We start from the raw sequence: 17,677 nt of genomic DNA, 5'->3' as shown, positions 1-17,677 counted from the left end.
GGGATCGCCGCAACGGACCGCACACTTCATCAGATGAGGAATGCCGGCCGAACCCACCCGTTCGCCCGGCAGACACTCCCTAGAAGACCCGAGCGAAGCCGCCGAGCGCGCTTTCGCGATATGGAGCCCAACCGGCTCGCAGAGCCGGATATCCAGATGACAGGATGGTCATGAGGCCAGGACAGCAGCAGCAGAACAAGCAGCGGATGCGCGGGCGCGGCGGTAGCGGCAACGGCGGACGCAAAGGCCCCAATCCTCTGTCCCGCTCCTTTGAGTCGAACGGTCCCGACGTCAAGATTCGCGGCACCGCCCAGCACATCGCCGACAAGTACACGACGCTGGCGCGCGACGCCGCCGCGTCCGGCGACCGGGTGATGGCCGAGAACTATCTCCAGCACGCCGAACATTACGGCCGGATCGTCGCCGCCGCGATGGGCGAGTTCAAGCCTTCGCAACCCGAGCGCGACTTCGACGAGTTCGAGGACGAGCTGGAAGAGGGTGCCGGTGGCGAGATGCCGGCGGCCCCGCAGGCCGAGCGCCAAGGCGGCCAGGGCTTCAACGGCCATGGCGGCGAGCGTCAGAACCGCGACGGGCAGAACCGCGAGCATCAAAACCGGGATTACCAGTCCCGCGACGGCCAGAACCGGGATGGCCAAAGCCGGGACAATCGCGGCGAGCGGAACGATCGCGGCGAGCGCCGTGAATTCCGGGGCGAGCGCGGGGAGCGTGGCGACCGCCCGTACAACCGCGATCGCAACGACAATGGCTACCGCGACCGCCAACAGCAGAGCCCGGCCGGCACCGGGCCGCAGCCTTTCGCCGCGCCGGAAGGCGAGGAGAACCGCGCCGCGCCGCAGGGCGAAGGGCAGCGTTTCGAGGGCCAGCGCCGCGACAACCGGGACAATCGCGAAAACCGTCGCGATCGCGGCGACCGCCCGCGCTTCAACGAGCGGGGCGAGCGCAATGATCGCAGCGGCGAGCGCCGCTTCGAAGAGCGCTTCGGCCGCTTCGACGATCGTCGCCGCGACGACCAGCGCCTCGAGGGTGCCCCGGCGCAGGCCGGCGAAGCGCAGGCTTCGGGCGAGGCTCCCGTCGCGCCACGTCCGGAGAGCGTCGAGACCCACCACGCGGCTCCCCCGCCCGCGCCCGCGCCGGTCGAGACGAGTTCCGCACCGGCTCCCGCTGCGACCGTCGCCCCTGCGGCTCCGGTGTCCGAGCCTGTGTCGCCTGCCAGCGAAGCCGCTGCGGACGAGCCCAAGCGCCGTCCCCGCGCGCGCCGCGAGGCCGCGCCGAGCGAGGGTGAGGCCGCAGTGGCGCCCGCCAGCACAGAAGAGCCCAAGCGCCGTCCGCGCGCTGCCGCCGCTCCGGTCGCTTCATCGGAGGCCGAGGCTGCCGATGCGGCCGCCAAGCGCAAGCCCGGCCGCCCGCGCAAGAAAAAGGGCGAACGCGGCGAAGGCGAGGGTGGCGCATCCGATCTGGAACTCGCCTCGCACGACTGACCGCACGTCTCTATCCGCATCGAAAGGCCCGGCTCATCCGCCGGGCCTTTTCGCGTTTTGGATCCCTTCACAGCGCTGTGAAAAAAGATGGGAGGGAGGCCTTGGGCGGGGCCGATGCCCTCTTTGATCGGGCTGAAACGCCACCATATGCTCTATCAGCGGCTGGCCGGATGGCAGCCGACTCCCAGGATACGGGCTCCATGCCGCCGAGCGGGTGGAGAGCTGATAAGGAGACGAAACGAATGGATATGGAACGCTATACCGAGCGGGTTCGCGGCTTCATGCAGGCCGCGCAGACCATGGCTCTCTCGCGTGACCATCAGCAGTTTTTGCCGGAGCATCTGTTGAAGGTGCTGGTGGACGACAACGAAGGTCTGGCCTCGGGCCTGATCGATCGCGCGGGCGGCCGGTCGAAGGATGTGCGCCTCGGCGTGGACGCTGCGCTGGATGCGCTACCGCGCGTCTCGGGCGGCAACGGGCAGATCTATCTCGCTGCGCCGACCGCCAAGGTCTTCGCGACCGCCGAGGAAATCGCCAAGAAGGCCGGCGACAGTTTCGTGACGGTCGAGCGCCTGCTTCTGGCCCTCGCCATGGAAAAAAGCGCCAAGACGGCCGACATCCTGTCCAAGGCCGGCGTCAATCCGCAGGCGTTGAACGCCGCGATCAACGAGCTGCGCAAGGGCCGCACGGCCGACTCGGCCTCCGCCGAGCAGGGCTATGACGCGCTCAAGAAATATGCCCGCGATCTCACCAAAGATGCGCGCGAGGGCCGTCTCGACCCGGTGATCGGGCGCGACGACGAAATCCGCCGCACGATCCAGGTTCTGTCCCGCCGCACCAAGAACAATCCGGTTCTGATCGGCGAGCCCGGCGTCGGCAAGACGGCCATCGCCGAAGGTCTGGCGCTGCGCCTCGTCAATGGCGACGTGCCCGAAAGCTTGCGCGACAAGCAGCTGATGGCGCTCGACATGGGGGCGCTGATCGCCGGTGCGAAATATCGCGGCGAGTTCGAGGAGCGGCTGAAGGCGGTTCTCTCCGAAGTGACGGCGGCCGAAGGGGGCATCATCCTCTTCATCGACGAGATGCACACGCTGGTTGGCGCAGGCAAGGCGGATGGCGCGATGGACGCGTCCAACCTCCTGAAGCCAGCGCTGGCGCGCGGCGAGCTGCACTGCGTCGGCGCCACGACGCTCGATGAATATCGCAAGCATGTCGAGAAGGACCCGGCGCTCGCCCGCCGTTTCCAGCCCGTCTTCGTGTCCGAGCCGACGGTGGAGGACACGATCTCGATCCTGCGCGGCTTGAAGGAGAAGTACGAGCAGCACCACAAGGTGCGCATCTCGGACTCGGCTCTGGTGGCCGCCGCGCAACTCTCGAACCGCTACATCACCGACCGCTTCCTGCCGGACAAGGCGATCGACCTCGTGGACGAGGGCGCGGCGCGCCTGCGCATGGCCGTCGATTCCAAGCCGGAAGCGCTGGACGAAATCGACCGGCGCGTCGTGCAGCTCAAGATCGAGCGCGAGGCGCTCAGACGAGAGCATGACGACGGCTCGCGTTCGCGGCTGGAGCGGCTCGAAGCGGAACTGGCCAATCTGGAGGAGGAGTCCGATCGGCTCACGACCTCGTGGCAGGCCGAGAAGTCCAAGCTCGGGCTTGCGGCCGACCTCAAGAAGCGTCTGGACGAGGCGCGCAACGAACTCGCCATCGCGCAGCGCAAGGGCGAGTATCAGCGCGCGGGTGAACTCGCCTATGGCGAGATCCCACAGCTGGAGCGTGAGCTGACGGAGGCGGAAGCGGCCGACGGCAAGGTCTCGATGGTCGAGGAGACGGTGACGGCCGACCATATCGGCCAGGTCGTCTCCCGCTGGACCGGCATTCCGGTGGACCGGATGATGCAGGGCGAGCGCGAGAAGCTTCTCTCCATGGAGGATTCGATCGCCAAGCGCGTTGTGGGGCAGGGCGAGGCCGTGCAGGCCGTGTCCAAGGCCGTGCGCCGGGCGCGTGCCGGCCTGCAGGACCCCAACCGCCCGATCGGCTCGTTCATGTTCCTCGGCCCCACGGGCGTTGGCAAGACGGAGCTGACCAAGGCGCTCGCCACGTTCCTCTTCGACGAGGACACGGCGATGGTGCGCATCGACATGTCGGAATTCATGGAGAAGCACTCCGTGGCCCGGCTGATCGGCGCGCCTCCGGGCTATGTCGGCTACGAGGAAGGCGGCGTCCTGACCGAAGCCGTCCGGCGGCGGCCCTATCAGGTGATCCTGTTCGACGAGATCGAAAAGGCGCACCCGGATGTCTTCAACATCCTGCTGCAGGTGCTGGACGACGGGCGTCTGACCGACGGGCAGGGGCGCACGGTGGACTTCCGCAACACGTTGATCGTCATGACCTCGAATCTCGGCTCCGAATATCTCGTCGCCCTTCGCGACGACGAGGAGGTGGACGCCGTTCGGGGTCAGGTGATGGACGTGGTGCGCACGGCCTTCCGCCCGGAATTCCTGAACCGCGTCGACGAAATCGTCCTGTTCCACCGCCTGAAGCGGGCGGACATGGGCGCGATCGTGGACATCCAGATGAAGCGGCTGGAGAAGCTTCTGGAAGAGCGCAAGATCGTGCTCGAACTGGACGACAGCGCGCGCGACTGGCTGGCCGAGCGCGGCTACGACCCCGCCTATGGCGCGCGTCCTCTGAAGCGCGTCATCCAGCGCGAGGTGCAGGATCCGCTCGCAGAGCGCATCTTGATGGGGCAGGTGAAGGACGAGGACCGTGTGAAGATTTCGGGCGGCACCGACCGCCTGAACTTCTACGTCGTCGGCTCCAAATCGGCGGCTAGCGGCGATCTCGTCGCAGCCTGATCTGCGCCGTAATATCAAAAAAGGGGCGGCTCGGTGAGCCGCCCCTTTCAGTTTGGAATGTCGTGGACGTCAGTAGGACACGCCGTAATAATCGTCGATACGCTTGCCATAGGCGGGATCGACCCAATCCGGCGAGGTGTCGGAGGCGTATCGGGGAGCGTTCTTCAGCTGGTCGATCGTGATGCCGACCACATAGCCGCCCTGACGCTCGTCATATTTCAGAACGTCCCAAGGGATCGGATGGTAGTCCTCGCCAATGCCGAGGAACCCGCCGAAGGACATGATCGCGTATTTCACGCGCCCGTCCCGCTTGCCGATCACGACGTCATAGATATGACCGAGATTGTCGCCATCCGTGTTGTAGACGCGCGTTCCGTTGACCCGGCTCGCCTCGATGTTGTCGGCCCCGACCTGTAACTCGGAGATCGGTCCGGTTCCCATTGTCGAAGACATCTTGGCCACTCCCTGAATTGAACATTTTCTATCAACGCCCGGACGGGTCGCGTGTTCCCGTTGGCGGGCATGGGCGTTAGGTGGAGGGCCGACGGCATTCCCGCGAAAGGACCCAGGATATGAGAGTGGTGGAACTGGCCGACGGAACGAGCGTCCCGGCGCTCGGGCAAGGCACGTGGATGATGGGCGAGACGAGCGCGCGGCTGAATGACGAGCTGGCCGCTCTTCGGCTTGGGCTCGATCTTGGCATGACTTTGATCGACACGGCCGAAATCTACGGCGACGGCGCGTCGGAGGAACTGGTCGGCGAAGCCATCGCCGGGCGGCGCGACGAGGTGTTTCTCGTGTCCAAGGTTGCGCCGAGCCATGCCTCGCGACGCGGAACGATCGCGGCCTGCGAGGCGAGCCTGGAGCGGCTCGGCACCGACCGGCTCGATCTTTATCTCCTGCATTGGCGCGGCCGTTTTCCGCTGGGCGACACCGTCGCGGCGATGGAGGACCTCATCGACGCCGGCAAGATCCTGCGCTGGGGGGTATCGAATTTCGACGTGTCCGACATGGACGAGCTGATGGACGTGGAGGGTGGAGATCGCTGCGCCGTGAACCAGATTCTGCTCAATCTCGACCATCGCGGCACGGAGTTCGACCTTCTGCCCTGGCTGGAAGAGCGGATCGTCGCGACCATGGCCTATTCACCGATCGGGCAGGGCGGCTCGCTCCTGCGCCGGCCCGAACTTCTGGAAGTGGCCGACCGGCACGACAAGACCCCGGCCCAGATCGCGCTGGCCTTCACGCTGCGCCGCCCCGGCACGATTGCGATTCCGAAGGCCAGTTCGCTGGAGCATGTGCGCGAGAATGCCGAGGCCGCCGACATCCGGCTCGACGCGGAAGACTGGGCGCTTCTGGACGAGGCGTTTCCGCCGCCCGAGCGCAAGATGCCACTCGCGATCATCTGACCGGGTGACGAACGGAATAGAAAACGGCGTTCGAGACCGAATGTGATGGGACGGGCGATCACGAAGGGTTGACGCCGGTTTCATCCCGCGCGACGTGACGGGGCACTTGCGGGACGCGCGTTCCGCGCTTGCAGCCCCGCCAGATCAGAGCCGCCGATGTCCTCGAACGCCCGCACGGCCCGTCGTCTTCGCCACCTTCGCACCCTGCGCCGTTCGCGCGCGGTCTGGTTGTCGAGGCGGGTCTGGCGCCCCCGCCTGATCTTCTGGGCCGGTGCGATCGCCATCGGCCTCGTCAGCGTCGTCTTCGCCAAAGCGTCCGACGAAGCGCAGCGCGCCTTCTCGGCCCTGGCGGGCGCGCCGGGAGGATGGGGGCTCATGCTGCGCGCGCTGCTGCCGCCGCTCGGCTTCGCGCTCTCGGCCTATTTGGCCACTCGCTTCTTTCCCTTCACGCAAGGCAGCGGCATTCCCCAGGCCATCGCCGCGCGCCACATGGAGCGGGACGACGAGCGCGGCCTTTTGCTGTCGCTGAAGGGCGCGGTCGGTAAGATCCTCTTGACCATCTTCGCGCTGTTCGTCGGCGGATCGGTCGGGCGCGAAGGGCCGACGGTTCAGGTCGGGGCGGCCATCATGCTGGCCGCCGGCCGCATCGGCGGCATGGCCCATGCGCGCGGCTTGATCCTCGCGGGCTCGGCCGCCGGCATCGCCGCCGCCTTCAACACGCCGCTGGCGGGCGTCGTCTTCGCCATCGAGGAAATGGGCCGTGGCTACGAGGCGCGCACCAATGCGCTGGTCATGTCGGCTGTCATACTCGCGGGCCTCGCCTCGCTGGCTCTCACCGGCGACTATTCCTATTTCGGCGAGTTCACCGGCCTCGTGCACGATGCGCGCGACTGGTTCCTGGTGCTGCTGTGCGGCGTGGTGGGCGGCGCGTTCGGAGCGCTGTTCAGCAAGGCGGCGCTCGGCATCATGCGGCGTTTCCGCCTTTGGGCGCGTGGGCAGCTGTGGCGTCTGGTGGCGGTGGCGGGCGCCTGCGGCCTCGGCGTCGCTCTGGTCGGCTTGCTGTCGGGCGGCACGACCTATGGCACGGGCTACGAGATCGCACGTGGCGCGATCGAAGGGCAGGGCGCCGATCCGTTCTACTTCGTGTGGAAGTTTCTCGCGACGCTCCTGTCCATGGCCTCCAGCATTCCGGGCGGCCTCTTCGCGCCCTCGCTGTCGGTTGGAGCCGGGCTCGGCGCTTCGCTCGGCCTGTTGGTTGGAACCAGCAGCATGGGGCTGGCGGCGACGCTCGGCATGGCCGGTTATTTCGCCGGCGTGGTGCAGGCACCCATGACGGCCTTCGTCATCATTCTGGAAATGACGGCGACGCGCGACAACGTCATGCCACTTCTGGTGGCCTCCATGATCGGTTTCGGCACGGCCCGCCTCATTTCCGGCGAACCGCTCTATCACACCCTGTCTCGCAACTTCGTCGCCGAGATCCTGCGGCGAAGCCGCGCCGCCGAGCAGGAGGCGGGGCAGGCAAAGAACGGCCGTGCAGGGTGAGATCAGAACGCGGCGGCACGGGAAATCGCCCAGCCGCCGTCTTGTTTCGTTCACAACTTGTTAACCATCTTCGCGCCAGTCTGACGCCCTATCTGCTCTCGGACGCGTTGCGCAGCATACGCCGTCGGTCGGGAAAGGACGCGAGATATGGTGAAGACGAGACTCTGGGTCGCGGCCGCTCTGGCGCTGGCGGGCCTGTGCGCGTCCCATGCTCCGGCCAACGCGCAGCAAGGCTATGGCGCTCAATACGAGGATTACGGGCCCGGCACCGAAAGCTTCGTGGACGAGAACGGCAATATCGTCACCGTGGATTCCTACGGCCGCGTCATCGCGGTGGAGCGCCCCCGCAGCGTGGAGCGCCGCCGCGACCGCGCCCCGCCGGGCGTCGAATATCAGGTGCCGCGCGGCAACGGCCCCCAGGCCGATCCCTATGCCGGCAATGGCAACGAATATGCCCGCGCCGAAGATCCTTATGCGCGGGGCGGGAACAATGGCTGGAACGATGGCCCGGTCGAGTTCGCGCCGCTGCCCGCGCCGGGCACGGATGGCTACGCGCCGCCGGACCAATCCATAAACGGCTCTCTCGCGCCCGATGGTAGCGGCTACGGCAACGTGCCACCCGGCTCCAGCCTCGGGCACGAGGGCTCCACCATGATCGAGCGCCATCCCGCGCCCAAGGTGGTCGGCCCCAAGGGCAAGAACGCCAAGGCCGAGATCGCCGCGCTTCAGGTTCTGCTGAGCCGCGCCGGCATTTCGCCGGGCGTGATCGACGGTCGCCTCGGCTCCAACGTGGACAAGGCCGTCGCCGCCTATACCGAGAAGACCGGCCGCACGATCGACGCGACCGACGCGCGCGCCTTGATGGAAGAGCTGATGGAGACGGGCGGCCCGGCCGTCACCTCCTATACGATCACCAACGAGGACGTGGCCGGACCCTATCTGGCCTCGATCCCCGAGGACTACGCCCACAAGGCCGCGTTGCCGGCCATGTCCTATACGCGGGTCACGGAAATGCTGGGCGAGCGTTTCCACATGGACGAGGATTATCTGAAGGAGATCAATCCCGGAGCGGACTTCAATCGGCCGGGCACGATCATCAAGGTCATGGCCGTGGGTCCCGGCGTGACGGGCGAGGTCACGCGCATCATCGCCGACAAGGGCCGCGAGCAGGTCCGCGCCTATGACGCGAGCGGCCATCTCGTCGCCGCCTATCCCTCCTCGATCGGCTCGACCTCGACGCCTTCGCCTTCGGGCACGGTGGAGGTCAAGCGCATCGCCTTCAATCCGAACTACACCTACAATCCGAAGATCAACTTCAAGCAGGGCAACAACGACAAGATCCTGACCATTCCCCCCGGCCCCAACGGCCCGGTCGGCACGATCTGGATCGCCCTGTCGAAGCCGACCTACGGCATTCACGGCACGCCCGAGCCCTCCAAGATCGGCAAGACCAATAGCCATGGCTGCGTGCGACTGACGAACTGGGACGCGACGGAACTCGCCAAGATGGTGAAGCCCGGAACGGTGGTCGAGTTCATCGACTGACCGCAAGGCCTCGAAGACGATCCGAAGCCCCGCCCGAACAGGCGGGGCTTTTTCGTTTGCGGGATTGCGCGAACCCTCCTTTCGCTGGAACCCCGGCGTGGCCACGCTCGTTGGAGGCGCGAGGTGGAGGGGGATTCCATGGGACTGACGATCATGCGGGCCGAGGCGCGCGGATGGGCCTTCGTGCGGACTCTTCGCGGGCTGGCTCTGGCGTTGGCGGCGGGTTCGATGCTGGGTGCTGCGCCGGCGGCTCGGGCACAGGAAAAGCCGCCCGTTCCATCGGCTGCCCCGGCTCGGGCGGGCACGCCGGCAACGGTGAACTTAGGGAGCGCTGCGACGGGCGACCCGCGCGGCGATGCAGCGGCTCCCGCCGAGCCGAACCCAGCCACCGTGCCTATCCCGGAAGCCAGACCCGAACCCGCGCCGGCCGATACGGCTCCGACGGGTTCCGAGACGCCCGCGCCACAAGCGCCTGTGCCGGAGATCAGACCCAACGCGCCGCCCTCCGAAAAAGCCAAGCCCGCCGAGCCCGGTGAAAAGACGCAGACTCCCGCCGAGAGCGCAAAGCCCGCGCCGGGTGCCGACAAGCCCGCTGACCCCGGAAAGGAGGCACCCGCCGCGGAGCCGCAGCCTCAGCCGGCCTATGTGCCGCCGGACAGGGCGCGCACCGAGCCCGAGCCCGGTGCGCCCGCCGTTCCCGAGATGGCGGTGACGCCGGCGCAGACCGTGGAGGCCGCCGCCGCCGTCGAGGATGCCGTCGCCTGCGAGAAGGAGTTGAAGGCGCGCGGCGCCGAGTTCACCGTGGGCGAGACGATCGCCGAGGGCGAATGCGGCGTCCTGCGTCCGGTTTCGCTGACGAAGCTCTCGTCGGGTGTCAAAGTCTCGCCGGGCACGACCTTTCTGTGCCGCACGGCGCTCGCGCTTGATATCTGGGTGAGCGAGGGCGTCGTGCCGGCCGCGAAGGAAGAGTTCGACGGGGCCAAGGTGACGGCGCTGGGCCACGCCTCGACCTATAGCTGCCGGGCGCGGGCGAGCGAGTCCCGCATCTCGGAACATTCGCGCGGCAGCGCCATCGATATCGCCACCTTCGAACTCGGCAACGGCAAGAGCGTGCCGGTGGAGGCGACCGAGCCCGGTACGGCGGAGGATCGCTTCGCCGCGAAGATTCGCCGCGCCGCCTGCGGCCCGTTCCGCACGGTGCTGGGACCGGGAACGGACAATGATCACGGCACGCATCTTCATCTCGACATCGCCGCGCGGTCGCACGATTCGACCTACTGCCGATAGGATCTGAGGGCAGAAGGATCGGCAGCCGGCGCAACGAACGCCGCGTGCGCCGGCTTTCCAGAATCTTCCTCGCCCTTATAGTCCCGCGCGGGGCTCGGCGCTCGAATCAGCCTTTGGGCGGAGCGCGGCGAGCCCAAGGGAAGGAAGCCAGTCATGACCTATATCGCGGACGAGAAGCGCTACGGCGCGATGAGCTACCGGCGCTGCGGCCGGTCGGGGATCGATCTGCCGGCCGTCTCGCTCGGCCTCTGGCAGAATTTCGGTGGGACGGATGTCTACGAGACGGGCCGCGCCATCCTGCGCCGCGCCTTCGACCGGGGCGTGACGCATTTCGACCTCGCCAACAATTACGGCCCGCCCTACGGCTCGGCGGAAGAGAATTTCGGCCGCTGGATGGAGCAGGACTTCCGGCCCTATCGCGACGAACTCATCATCTCGTCCAAGGCCGGCTGGGACATGTGGCCCGGCCCTTACGGCAATTTCGGCTCGCGCAAATATCTGATCGCCAGCCTCGACCAAAGCCTCAAGCGGATGGGGCTCGACTATGTCGATATCTTCTATCACCACCGTCCCGACCCCAAGACCCCGCTCGAAGAGACGATGGGCGCACTCGACCAGATCGTGCGCTCGGGCAAGGCGCTTTATGTCGGCGTGTCCTCCTATTCGCCGGAGCTGACGCGCCGTGCCCATGCCATCCTGAAGGAGATGGGCACGCCGTTGCTGATCCATCAGCCCTCCTATTCCATGCTCAACCGCTGGACCGAGGATGGGCTGCTCGACACGCTGACGGAACTCGGCGTCGGCTGCATCGCCTTCTCGCCGCTGGCGCAGGGCTTGCTGACCAACAAATATATGAACGGCGTGCCGCAGGATTCGCGCGCCGCCAAGGAAGGCTCCTTCTCCACCGGCCTCGTGACGGAAGAGAATATCGGCCGCATCCGCGCGCTGCATGCCATCGCCGAGCGGCGCGGCCAGTCGCTGGCGCAGATGGCGATCGCCTGGGTCCTGCGCAACGAGCGCGTGACCTCGGCTCTGATCGGCGCGCGCACGGTGCAGCAGCTCGATTCCTCGCTCGACGCGCTCGCCAACACGAGCTTCTCGGGCGAAGAGCTGTCCGAGATCGACCGTCACGCGACCGAGGGCGGCATCGACCTCTGGCGCTCGCAATCCTCGATCAAGCCGCAGGAATAAGCGGCGGATCGCCTCAAACGAGAAAGGGCGGAGCCTTGCGGCTCCGCCCTTTTTTCATGCGCCGATGATAGGCTCGTCAGCGGCCGGCGACGTGCATTTCGGCCGCGCTGTCCTTCAGAATGTTCTCGATGCGCTGGCGCTCCTTGGTGAAGGCCTCCAGCTGCTCGCCCGACAATTGCCGCCCATTGGGCAGGCGAATGCGCATAGGATCGACGCGCGTTCCGTTGACGCTCACTTCGTAGTGGAGATGGTTGCCGGTGGAGAGACCGGTGGAGCCGACATAGCCAATGATCTGGCCCTGGCGCACCCGCGCCCCGGCGACCACGCCCTTGGCGATCTGACTCTGGTGCGAATAGGAGGTCTCGTAGCCATTGGCGTGCTTGATCACGGTCTGCTGGCCGTTGCCGGTGGACCAGCCGGCGCGCACCACTGTCCCTGAGCCCGACGCCAGAATGGGCGTGCCGCGCGGCGCGGCCCAGTCGACGCCCCAGTGCATGCGCGAATAACCGAGAATGGGATGCCGGCGCGAGCCGAAGGGGGAGGTGAAGCGCCCGTTCGGGACGGGATTGCGGAGCAGGAACTGTTTCGAGGAGCGGCCGTCCTCGTCGTAGTAGTCGGCCTGCCCGTCGTCGGGCGTGAAGAAGCGATAGAAGCGCTTGGTGTCGCCGCCGAACTTGGCCTCGACATAGAGGATCTGAGAGTCGGCCGTCGCGGTCTGCTTGCCCTCTTCTAGCGAATAGAGAATCGTCAGCCTGTCGTCGCGTTCGAGCCGCGCCTGATAATCCACATCGGCGGCCAGAATGCGGATCAGCTTCTGGCAGAGCCGGTTGTCGAGCCCATAGGCGAGACCGGCCTGATAGATGCCGTCATAGACGGTCGGCATGTTCTGGCGCAGCGGCGCTTCGGTGGCGTTCTCGTCGAAGGCCTCGGCCACCGATCGGCTGAGCGCCGGCTCGGGCGCCTGGCGGAACGCGCCATGATCGTCCAGCCCGACGGTCGCCAGATGTTTCGTGCCGCGATAGGCCGACAGGCGCACAATGCGCGAGCCGTCACCATCGGGCTCCAGCCCGAGGCGCAGCACCTCGCCGGCATCCAGCGCGTTGCGACCAAGCAATTGCCCGAGGCTGGCGGCGGCTTCGTCCGCCTCTTCGTGGCCGCTGTCGTCCAGCGCGTCCTGGATGGAGCGCTCCTCGCGGAAGGGGACGATTTCCTCGAAATAGCGCGCCGAGCGCTCGCCCGCGCCCTCCGAGGCCGAGACCGAGACGTTTTCGCGAATGACGCGGAAGGCCGAGCCTGGCACATATTCGTCGGCATCCGACATGCCGCCGCCAAAGCGGCTGGCGTCGAAGGGCTGGATGGCCGCGACCTGCACCGGGGCGGCATTGCGCTTGGGCGCGGCGGCGCGCACCAGAAGCTCGGCTTCCTTGGTGCCGATATCGGCGAACTTGTCGGCCGGGGCGGCGAAGTCGAAGGCCTGCATGGAGACGTCCACGTCCGCCTCGACCTTGGCCTCGTAGATCTGGCCCGTCTCGGGGGGCGGGGCGGTGTCGGGCTCGTCGTCGTCGGCCAGTACCTTCATCGCGTCGAAGGCAGGATAGGAGCCGGTGGTGGGATGGCGCGCGCCCAGAAGCATGGAGGCATAGGCGAAGGGCATGGTGCGCAGCACTTCGCGCTTGCCGTCGCGGATCAGGGTCGGAACCTCGATGGTGGAGCGATTGCGATCGATCGGGATCGGGGTCGCGAAGACGCGCTCGCCCTTTTCCGAGAGATCGCTCACGGCGGCCGCCGCCACGCTCACCACCGCCGGGCGCACCAGAATATGGTGCCCGTCATGGGCGGCCGAGAGGGCGATGCCCATGAGCGCGGTGGAGGTGATGCCGGTCAGCAGCGTTCCCGCCAACCAGCGGGCCGAGACCTGACGGCGATCGGGCTTGCGCCGGCGGTCGGCGACCAGCGGCGGCTCATTGCCGAAGTCCGGTTTGGCGTAACGTTCGTGGTGCATTCACGTCCCGTCTGAACTGCGACCGGCTTCGAACCCGACTGAGGCGGTTTCGCGACGGCAAGAGCGCGCGGCTCATACCGGCTCTTTACTGTCGCATCCGGGCCACAGGTCCCCTGACGGTTGCAGATAGAGCGGATGGGGTCGGCTTCTGTCAACCTTTCGGCAAGGTTTGTGCGAACCGTCCACACGAGAAGACGTGAGCGAGCGCGTCGCGGAATTGTCGTGGAAGGGATTGGGAGCTAAACAAGTTGGCAGAGAATCCGGCGCGTTCTGCCGAAACTTCGTGTCATCCGCCTTGCGCCTGCGCATCCCGGACGACACATCAGAGACACAGCGCCGTTTTCGACTCACACCAACTTCGACGAATGGAACATCCGATGGCATCCAAGCTCGACCAACTTCGTGAGATGACCACCGTCGTCGCCGACACGGGCGACATTGAGGCGGTTCGCGAGCTTCGGCCGGTGGACTGCACGACCAATCCGACCATCGTTCTGAAGGCGCTCGGCACGCCCATGTTCGACGACGCCTTCGCCGAGGCGCTGAGCTGGGGCCAGTCCAAGGGCGGCGACGGCCGCTCCGTCGCCAACGCCGTGGCCGATCGCCTCGCGGTGTCCGTCGGCGCCGCGCTGGCCGAACTCGTGCCCGGCCGCGTCTCGACCGAGGTGGACGCCGATCTGTCCTTCGACGTGGAAGGCTCGGTGAACCGCGCCCGCCACATCATCGCCGACTACAAGGAGCGCGGCGTCGATCGGGAGAAGATCCTGATCAAGCTCGCCGCCACCTGGGAGGGCATCCGCGCCGCCGAAGTCCTTCAGAAGGAAGGCATCGACACCAATCTGACGCTGATCTTCTCGAAGGCCCAGGCCATTGCCTGCGCCGATGCCGGCGTCTTCCTGATCTCGCCCTTCGTCGGCCGCATCATGGACTGGTACGCCAAGTCCACCGGCAAGACCTACGGGCCTGAGGAAGATCCGGGCGTCCTGTCGGTCCGCTCGATCTACGACTACTACAAGTCCAACGGCATCAAGACCGTCGTCATGGGCGCTTCGTTCCGCAATGTGGGCGAGATCGAGGCTCTGGCGGGCTGCGATCGCCTGACCATCTCGCCGGCGCTTCTCAAGGAACTCGCGAATGACCAGGGCACGCTGGAGCGCAAGCTTTCGCCCGAGACGTTCAACAAGGTCGATCCGATCACGATGGACGAGCGCACCTTCCGTTGGGCGCTGAACGAGGACGCTATGGCGACCGAAAAGCTCGCTGAGGGCATCCGCTCCTTCGCCAAGGATCTGCGCGAGCTGCGCAGCATCGTCGGCAAGCGCCTCGAAGGCGGCCCGGCGGCCGTCGCCGCGCAGTAAGCGCGACGTCTTCATCACGTGTCGAGCGGCGGCCTTCAGGCCGCCGTTTTCGTTTCAGGCGCTGGAATCAGAGGCAGAGCGTCAGGCCGAGGATCGGCCCGTAATTGATGATCGTCACCACCACGCCGGCCCAAGTGGCATGAAGCGCGGCCCAGCCGAGAAAAGCGTCGGTCTCCCCCGCTTTCTGCGCTCGCATTCGGCACAGCCACCAGAGCGCGCCGAGCGCTGCGAGATGCGCGAGCCAGAGCGCGATGAGAACTGCCCGAAGGGCGCTGACCGGACCTAGAGAAGCAGTGTCCCATCCAAAGGCGCAGCCGACCGACAGCGCGCCATAAAGCGCGACAAAGGCCGAACTCCAGATCACGAAGCCCGCGATCAGCAGAATCAGCGAGGGAAGCCGCAGGCCCAGCTTCACAGCGCGGCCTCCCGCAGCGGCAGGAGGAAGGCCAGCGCCGCGATGAGCAGACAGGCCAGAAGCGTGGTCGCCGCCGTATAGTCGTGCCAGAGCGCGCCGATGCGAAGGTCCCCGCTGCGCCGGGCCGAGACATAGCCGGCTTTGACGCGCCAGAACCCGAAGCCGGCGAAGACCATGCCCAGCCCGGCATGAAGCGCGACATAGACGAGAAGCGCGGAGACGCTGGCATAGGCCGCGTGGCTCGTCGGCGCGGGCAGGCTTTGCGCGATGGTCGCCAGCGCCAGCCCGGCTGTGATGGCCTGGGCTGCGAGCGCCAGCGCCAGAAGCGAGAGGGAGGGCGCTCCGGTGCGCGGGAGCGGGCGCAGCGCCAGCCGGCTGGCGGCGCTGGCGCCCAGCGCGGCGAGAGCGATCAAGGCGAGCCGGACAAGAGGCGCGTCGAAGCCGCCAGCGGGAGGCCAGCCCGGCGCGACCAGCCAGAGAAACAGCGTGCCGAAGGCGAGCGAGGCGAAGATCGTGCCATTGGCCAGAAGCAGGAAGACCATGGCCCACCAGGACAAGGGTCGCTCGATTTCCGCTTGGCTTGGCAGCGACAAGCCGCGCCCGGCGGGCAGGGCACCGAGATCGGCCTTCGCGCCCGACGCCGGCGTCCAGGCGAGGAACAGGCCGAGCACCAGAAGCGGTAGAAGGAGGGAAGCCCAGTAGAGCTTGAACAGAAGCGAGAGGACGAACAGCCCGATCGCCGCCGCCGTCGCAAGCGGCAGGAATGTCGGCCGCGGCAGGATGGCGATGGCTTCGGGCCTGCCGGAGTTCATCGAGACGACCAGCGTTTCCTGCCAGCCGTTGCGCGGGGTCGCGAGATAGCCTTGCCCGGCCGCTAGCTCCCGCCCGAGATCGGGCGCATCGTGCAAGGGATCGCGCGAGGCGACTTCGGGCAGGGCGGCGAAGGCGTATGAGGGCGGGGGCGTCGCGGTCGCCCATTCCAGTGTGCCGGCGCGCCAGGGATTGCGCGGGGCGACGCGGCCGAGGCGGAACTGGAACAGCATGTCCACCGCGAAGAGCGCGAAGCCCATGGTCATGACGAAGCCGCCCATGGAGGAGACGAGATTGGGCAGGTCCCAGCCATAGCCGGTGTCGTAAGTGTAATAGCGCCGGGGCATCCCGTAGAGCCCGGTCAGGTGCATGATCAGGAAGGTCGCGTTGAAACCGAGGAAGATCAGCCAGAAGGCGACGATGCCGACCTTGTAGACCGGCTCGCGCCCGGTGAAATGCGGCAGCCAGTAATAGGCGGCGGCGAGCATGGGGAAGATGAAGCCGCCAACCAGCACGTAATGCATATGGGCGACGACGAATTGCGTGTCGTGCACCTGCCAGTCGAAGGGCACGATGGCGAGCATGACGCCGGTCAGCCCGCCGCAGACGAAGACGAAGAAGAAGCCGAGAAGGTATAGCATCGGCACGGTGAGTTTCGGCCGGCCGGCCATCATCGTGCCGATCCAGAGGAAGATCTGAATGCCGGTCGGCACCGCGACGAGGACGCTCGCGGCGGAGAAGAAGCCCTGCGCCAGATGCGGAATGCCCACCGTGAACATGTGGTGGACCCAGAGGCCGAAGGACAGGAAGCCCATGGCCGTCACCGCCACCACGATCCAGGAATAGCCGAGGATCGCCCGCCCGACGAGAACCGGCAGAATGGTCGAGATGACGCCCGCCGCCGGCAGAAAGATGATGTAGACTTCCGGGTGGCCGAAGAGCCAGAACAGATGCTGCCAGAGAAGCGCGTCGCCCCCGCGTGTCGGGTCGAAGAAGGGCAGGTCGAAGGCCCGCTCGGCCTCCAGCAGGATCGAGCCGAGGATCAGCGGCGGGAAGCCCACCAGCATCATGCCGGCGGTGACGAGAATGTACCAGGCAAAGAGCGGCATGCGCGCCAGCCTCATGCCCGGCGCGCGCAGCTTCAGGATCGAGACGGTCAGCTCGATCGCCGCGCCCATGGCCGAAATCTCGACGAAGGTGATGCCAAGCAGCCAGACATCGGCATTGATGCCCGGGGAGTAGGTGCCGGACGAGAGCGGCGTGTACATGAACCAGCCGGAATTGGGCGCATAGCCCGCCAGCATGGCGAGGATCAGGATCGAGCCGCCGAAGACATAGCACCAGAAACCGAAGGCCGAGAGGCGGGGAAAGGCCAGGTCCCGTGCGCCCAGCATCTTGGGCAGAAAATACATGGCCACGCCCTCGAACATCGGGATGGCGAAGAGGAACATCATCACCGTGCCATGCATGGTGAAGATCTGGCTGTAGAGTTCGGGGCCGACGAAGCCGCTATGGGCGGTGGCGAGCTGCGCGCGGATCAGCATGGCGAGCACGCCGCCGATGGCGAAGAAGGTGAAGGCCGCGATGATGAAGCGGCGGCCGATCACCGTGTGATTGACGGCCGACAGCCGGCCCCAGCCGGGCGGCGTGTGCCAGATGCGCTCCAGGGCGAGATGCAGCGCGGCCGGCGACAGTGGCGTGGCGGGGGCTTGTGTCGACGTCGGGGTCTCGCTCAAGGCGCGGGCTCCTGCGAGAGGG

At 66.9% G+C, this 17,677-nt stretch carries 12 protein-coding genes; 8 read left to right on the top strand and 4 right to left on the bottom strand.

The window, feature by feature from the left end:
- Window positions 1–170 precede the first annotated feature (170 nt).
- Both AUL36_RS24390 and clpB read left to right on the top strand, forming a co-directional pair.
- A complete protein-coding gene (locus tag AUL36_RS24390; RefSeq protein WP_244497017.1) occupies window positions 171–1,499 on the top strand; it encodes a DUF4167 domain-containing protein in 1,329 nt (442 codons plus the stop codon).
- 242 nt (window positions 1,500–1,741) lie between these two features.
- The gene (clpB, locus tag AUL36_RS03490; protein ID WP_062218090.1) at window positions 1,742–4,357 is read left to right on the top strand and encodes an ATP-dependent chaperone ClpB; all 2,616 of its coding nucleotides are present in this window, start codon (window positions 1,742–1,744) and stop codon (window positions 4,355–4,357) included.
- A gap of 69 nt (window positions 4,358–4,426) precedes the next feature.
- On the opposite strand, the gene AUL36_RS03485 is transcribed toward clpB, so the two are convergent.
- A complete protein-coding gene (locus AUL36_RS03485; protein WP_244493481.1) occupies window positions 4,427–4,810 on the bottom strand; it encodes a PRC-barrel domain-containing protein in 384 nt (127 codons plus the stop codon).
- A gap of 119 nt (window positions 4,811–4,929) precedes the next feature.
- Here AUL36_RS03485 and AUL36_RS03480 point away from each other — a divergent pair, with 119 nt between their 5' ends.
- The 5 genes from AUL36_RS03480 (at window position 4,930) to mgrA (ending at window position 11,334) form a co-directional block, all read left to right on the top strand.
- Window positions 4,930–5,766: an aldo/keto reductase gene (locus tag AUL36_RS03480; RefSeq protein ID WP_062218085.1), complete on the top strand. Its 837-nt coding sequence runs from the start codon at window positions 4,930–4,932 to the stop codon at window positions 5,764–5,766.
- Between the two features lie 156 nt (window positions 5,767–5,922).
- Entirely contained in the window at window positions 5,923–7,311 is a 1,389-nt protein-coding gene (locus tag AUL36_RS03475) for a chloride channel protein (protein WP_062218082.1), read from the top strand.
- A 147-nt stretch (window positions 7,312–7,458) separates the two neighbouring features.
- Window positions 7,459–8,856, top strand: a complete 1,398-nt coding sequence (locus tag AUL36_RS03470; RefSeq protein WP_062218079.1) for a L,D-transpeptidase family protein — start codon at window positions 7,459–7,461, stop codon at window positions 8,854–8,856.
- Window positions 8,857–8,994: 138 nt separating this feature from the next.
- Window positions 8,995–10,143, top strand: a complete 1,149-nt coding sequence (locus tag AUL36_RS03465) for an extensin family protein (protein WP_062218076.1) — start codon at window positions 8,995–8,997, stop codon at window positions 10,141–10,143.
- A gap of 153 nt (window positions 10,144–10,296) precedes the next feature.
- Window positions 10,297–11,334 carry an L-glyceraldehyde 3-phosphate reductase gene (mgrA, locus tag AUL36_RS03460; RefSeq protein WP_062218073.1) on the top strand — a complete coding sequence of 346 codons (1,038 nt, stop codon included), beginning with the start codon at window positions 10,297–10,299 and terminating at the stop codon, window positions 11,332–11,334.
- Between the two features lie 76 nt (window positions 11,335–11,410).
- On the opposite strand, the gene AUL36_RS03455 is transcribed toward mgrA, so the two are convergent.
- Window positions 11,411–13,336, bottom strand: a complete 1,926-nt coding sequence (locus tag AUL36_RS03455) for a M23 family metallopeptidase (RefSeq protein ID WP_062218070.1) — start codon at window positions 13,334–13,336, stop codon at window positions 11,411–11,413.
- 377 nt (window positions 13,337–13,713) lie between these two features.
- On the opposite strand from AUL36_RS03455, the gene tal reads away from it, so the two are divergent.
- Complete coding sequence (gene tal, locus AUL36_RS03450) at window positions 13,714–14,694, top strand: transaldolase (RefSeq protein ID WP_058601460.1); 981 nt, start codon at window positions 13,714–13,716, stop codon at window positions 14,692–14,694.
- 67 nt (window positions 14,695–14,761) lie between these two features.
- Here tal and AUL36_RS03445 read toward each other — a convergent pair whose 3' ends face one another.
- Together AUL36_RS03445 and ctaD are read right to left on the bottom strand one after the other, a co-directional pair.
- On the bottom strand, window positions 14,762–15,109 hold the full coding sequence (locus AUL36_RS03445) for a hypothetical protein (protein WP_062218067.1): 348 nt from the start codon (window positions 15,107–15,109) through the stop codon (window positions 14,762–14,764).
- The gene (gene ctaD / locus AUL36_RS03440) at window positions 15,106–17,655 is read right to left on the bottom strand and encodes a cytochrome c oxidase subunit I (RefSeq protein ID WP_062218064.1); all 2,550 of its coding nucleotides are present in this window, start codon (window positions 17,653–17,655) and stop codon (window positions 15,106–15,108) included. The genes AUL36_RS03445 and ctaD overlap by 4 nt, the downstream gene beginning before the upstream one ends.
- Window positions 17,656–17,677 lie beyond the last annotated feature (22 nt).

The sequence above is a fragment of the Aureimonas sp. D3 genome (genome assembly GCF_001463805.1).
GTDB lineage: Bacteria > Pseudomonadota > Alphaproteobacteria > Rhizobiales > Rhizobiaceae > Aureimonas > Aureimonas ureilytica_A.
The sequence above is the reverse complement of the archived record's forward strand: the minus strand, read 5'-3'. Positions and strand labels throughout refer to the sequence as shown.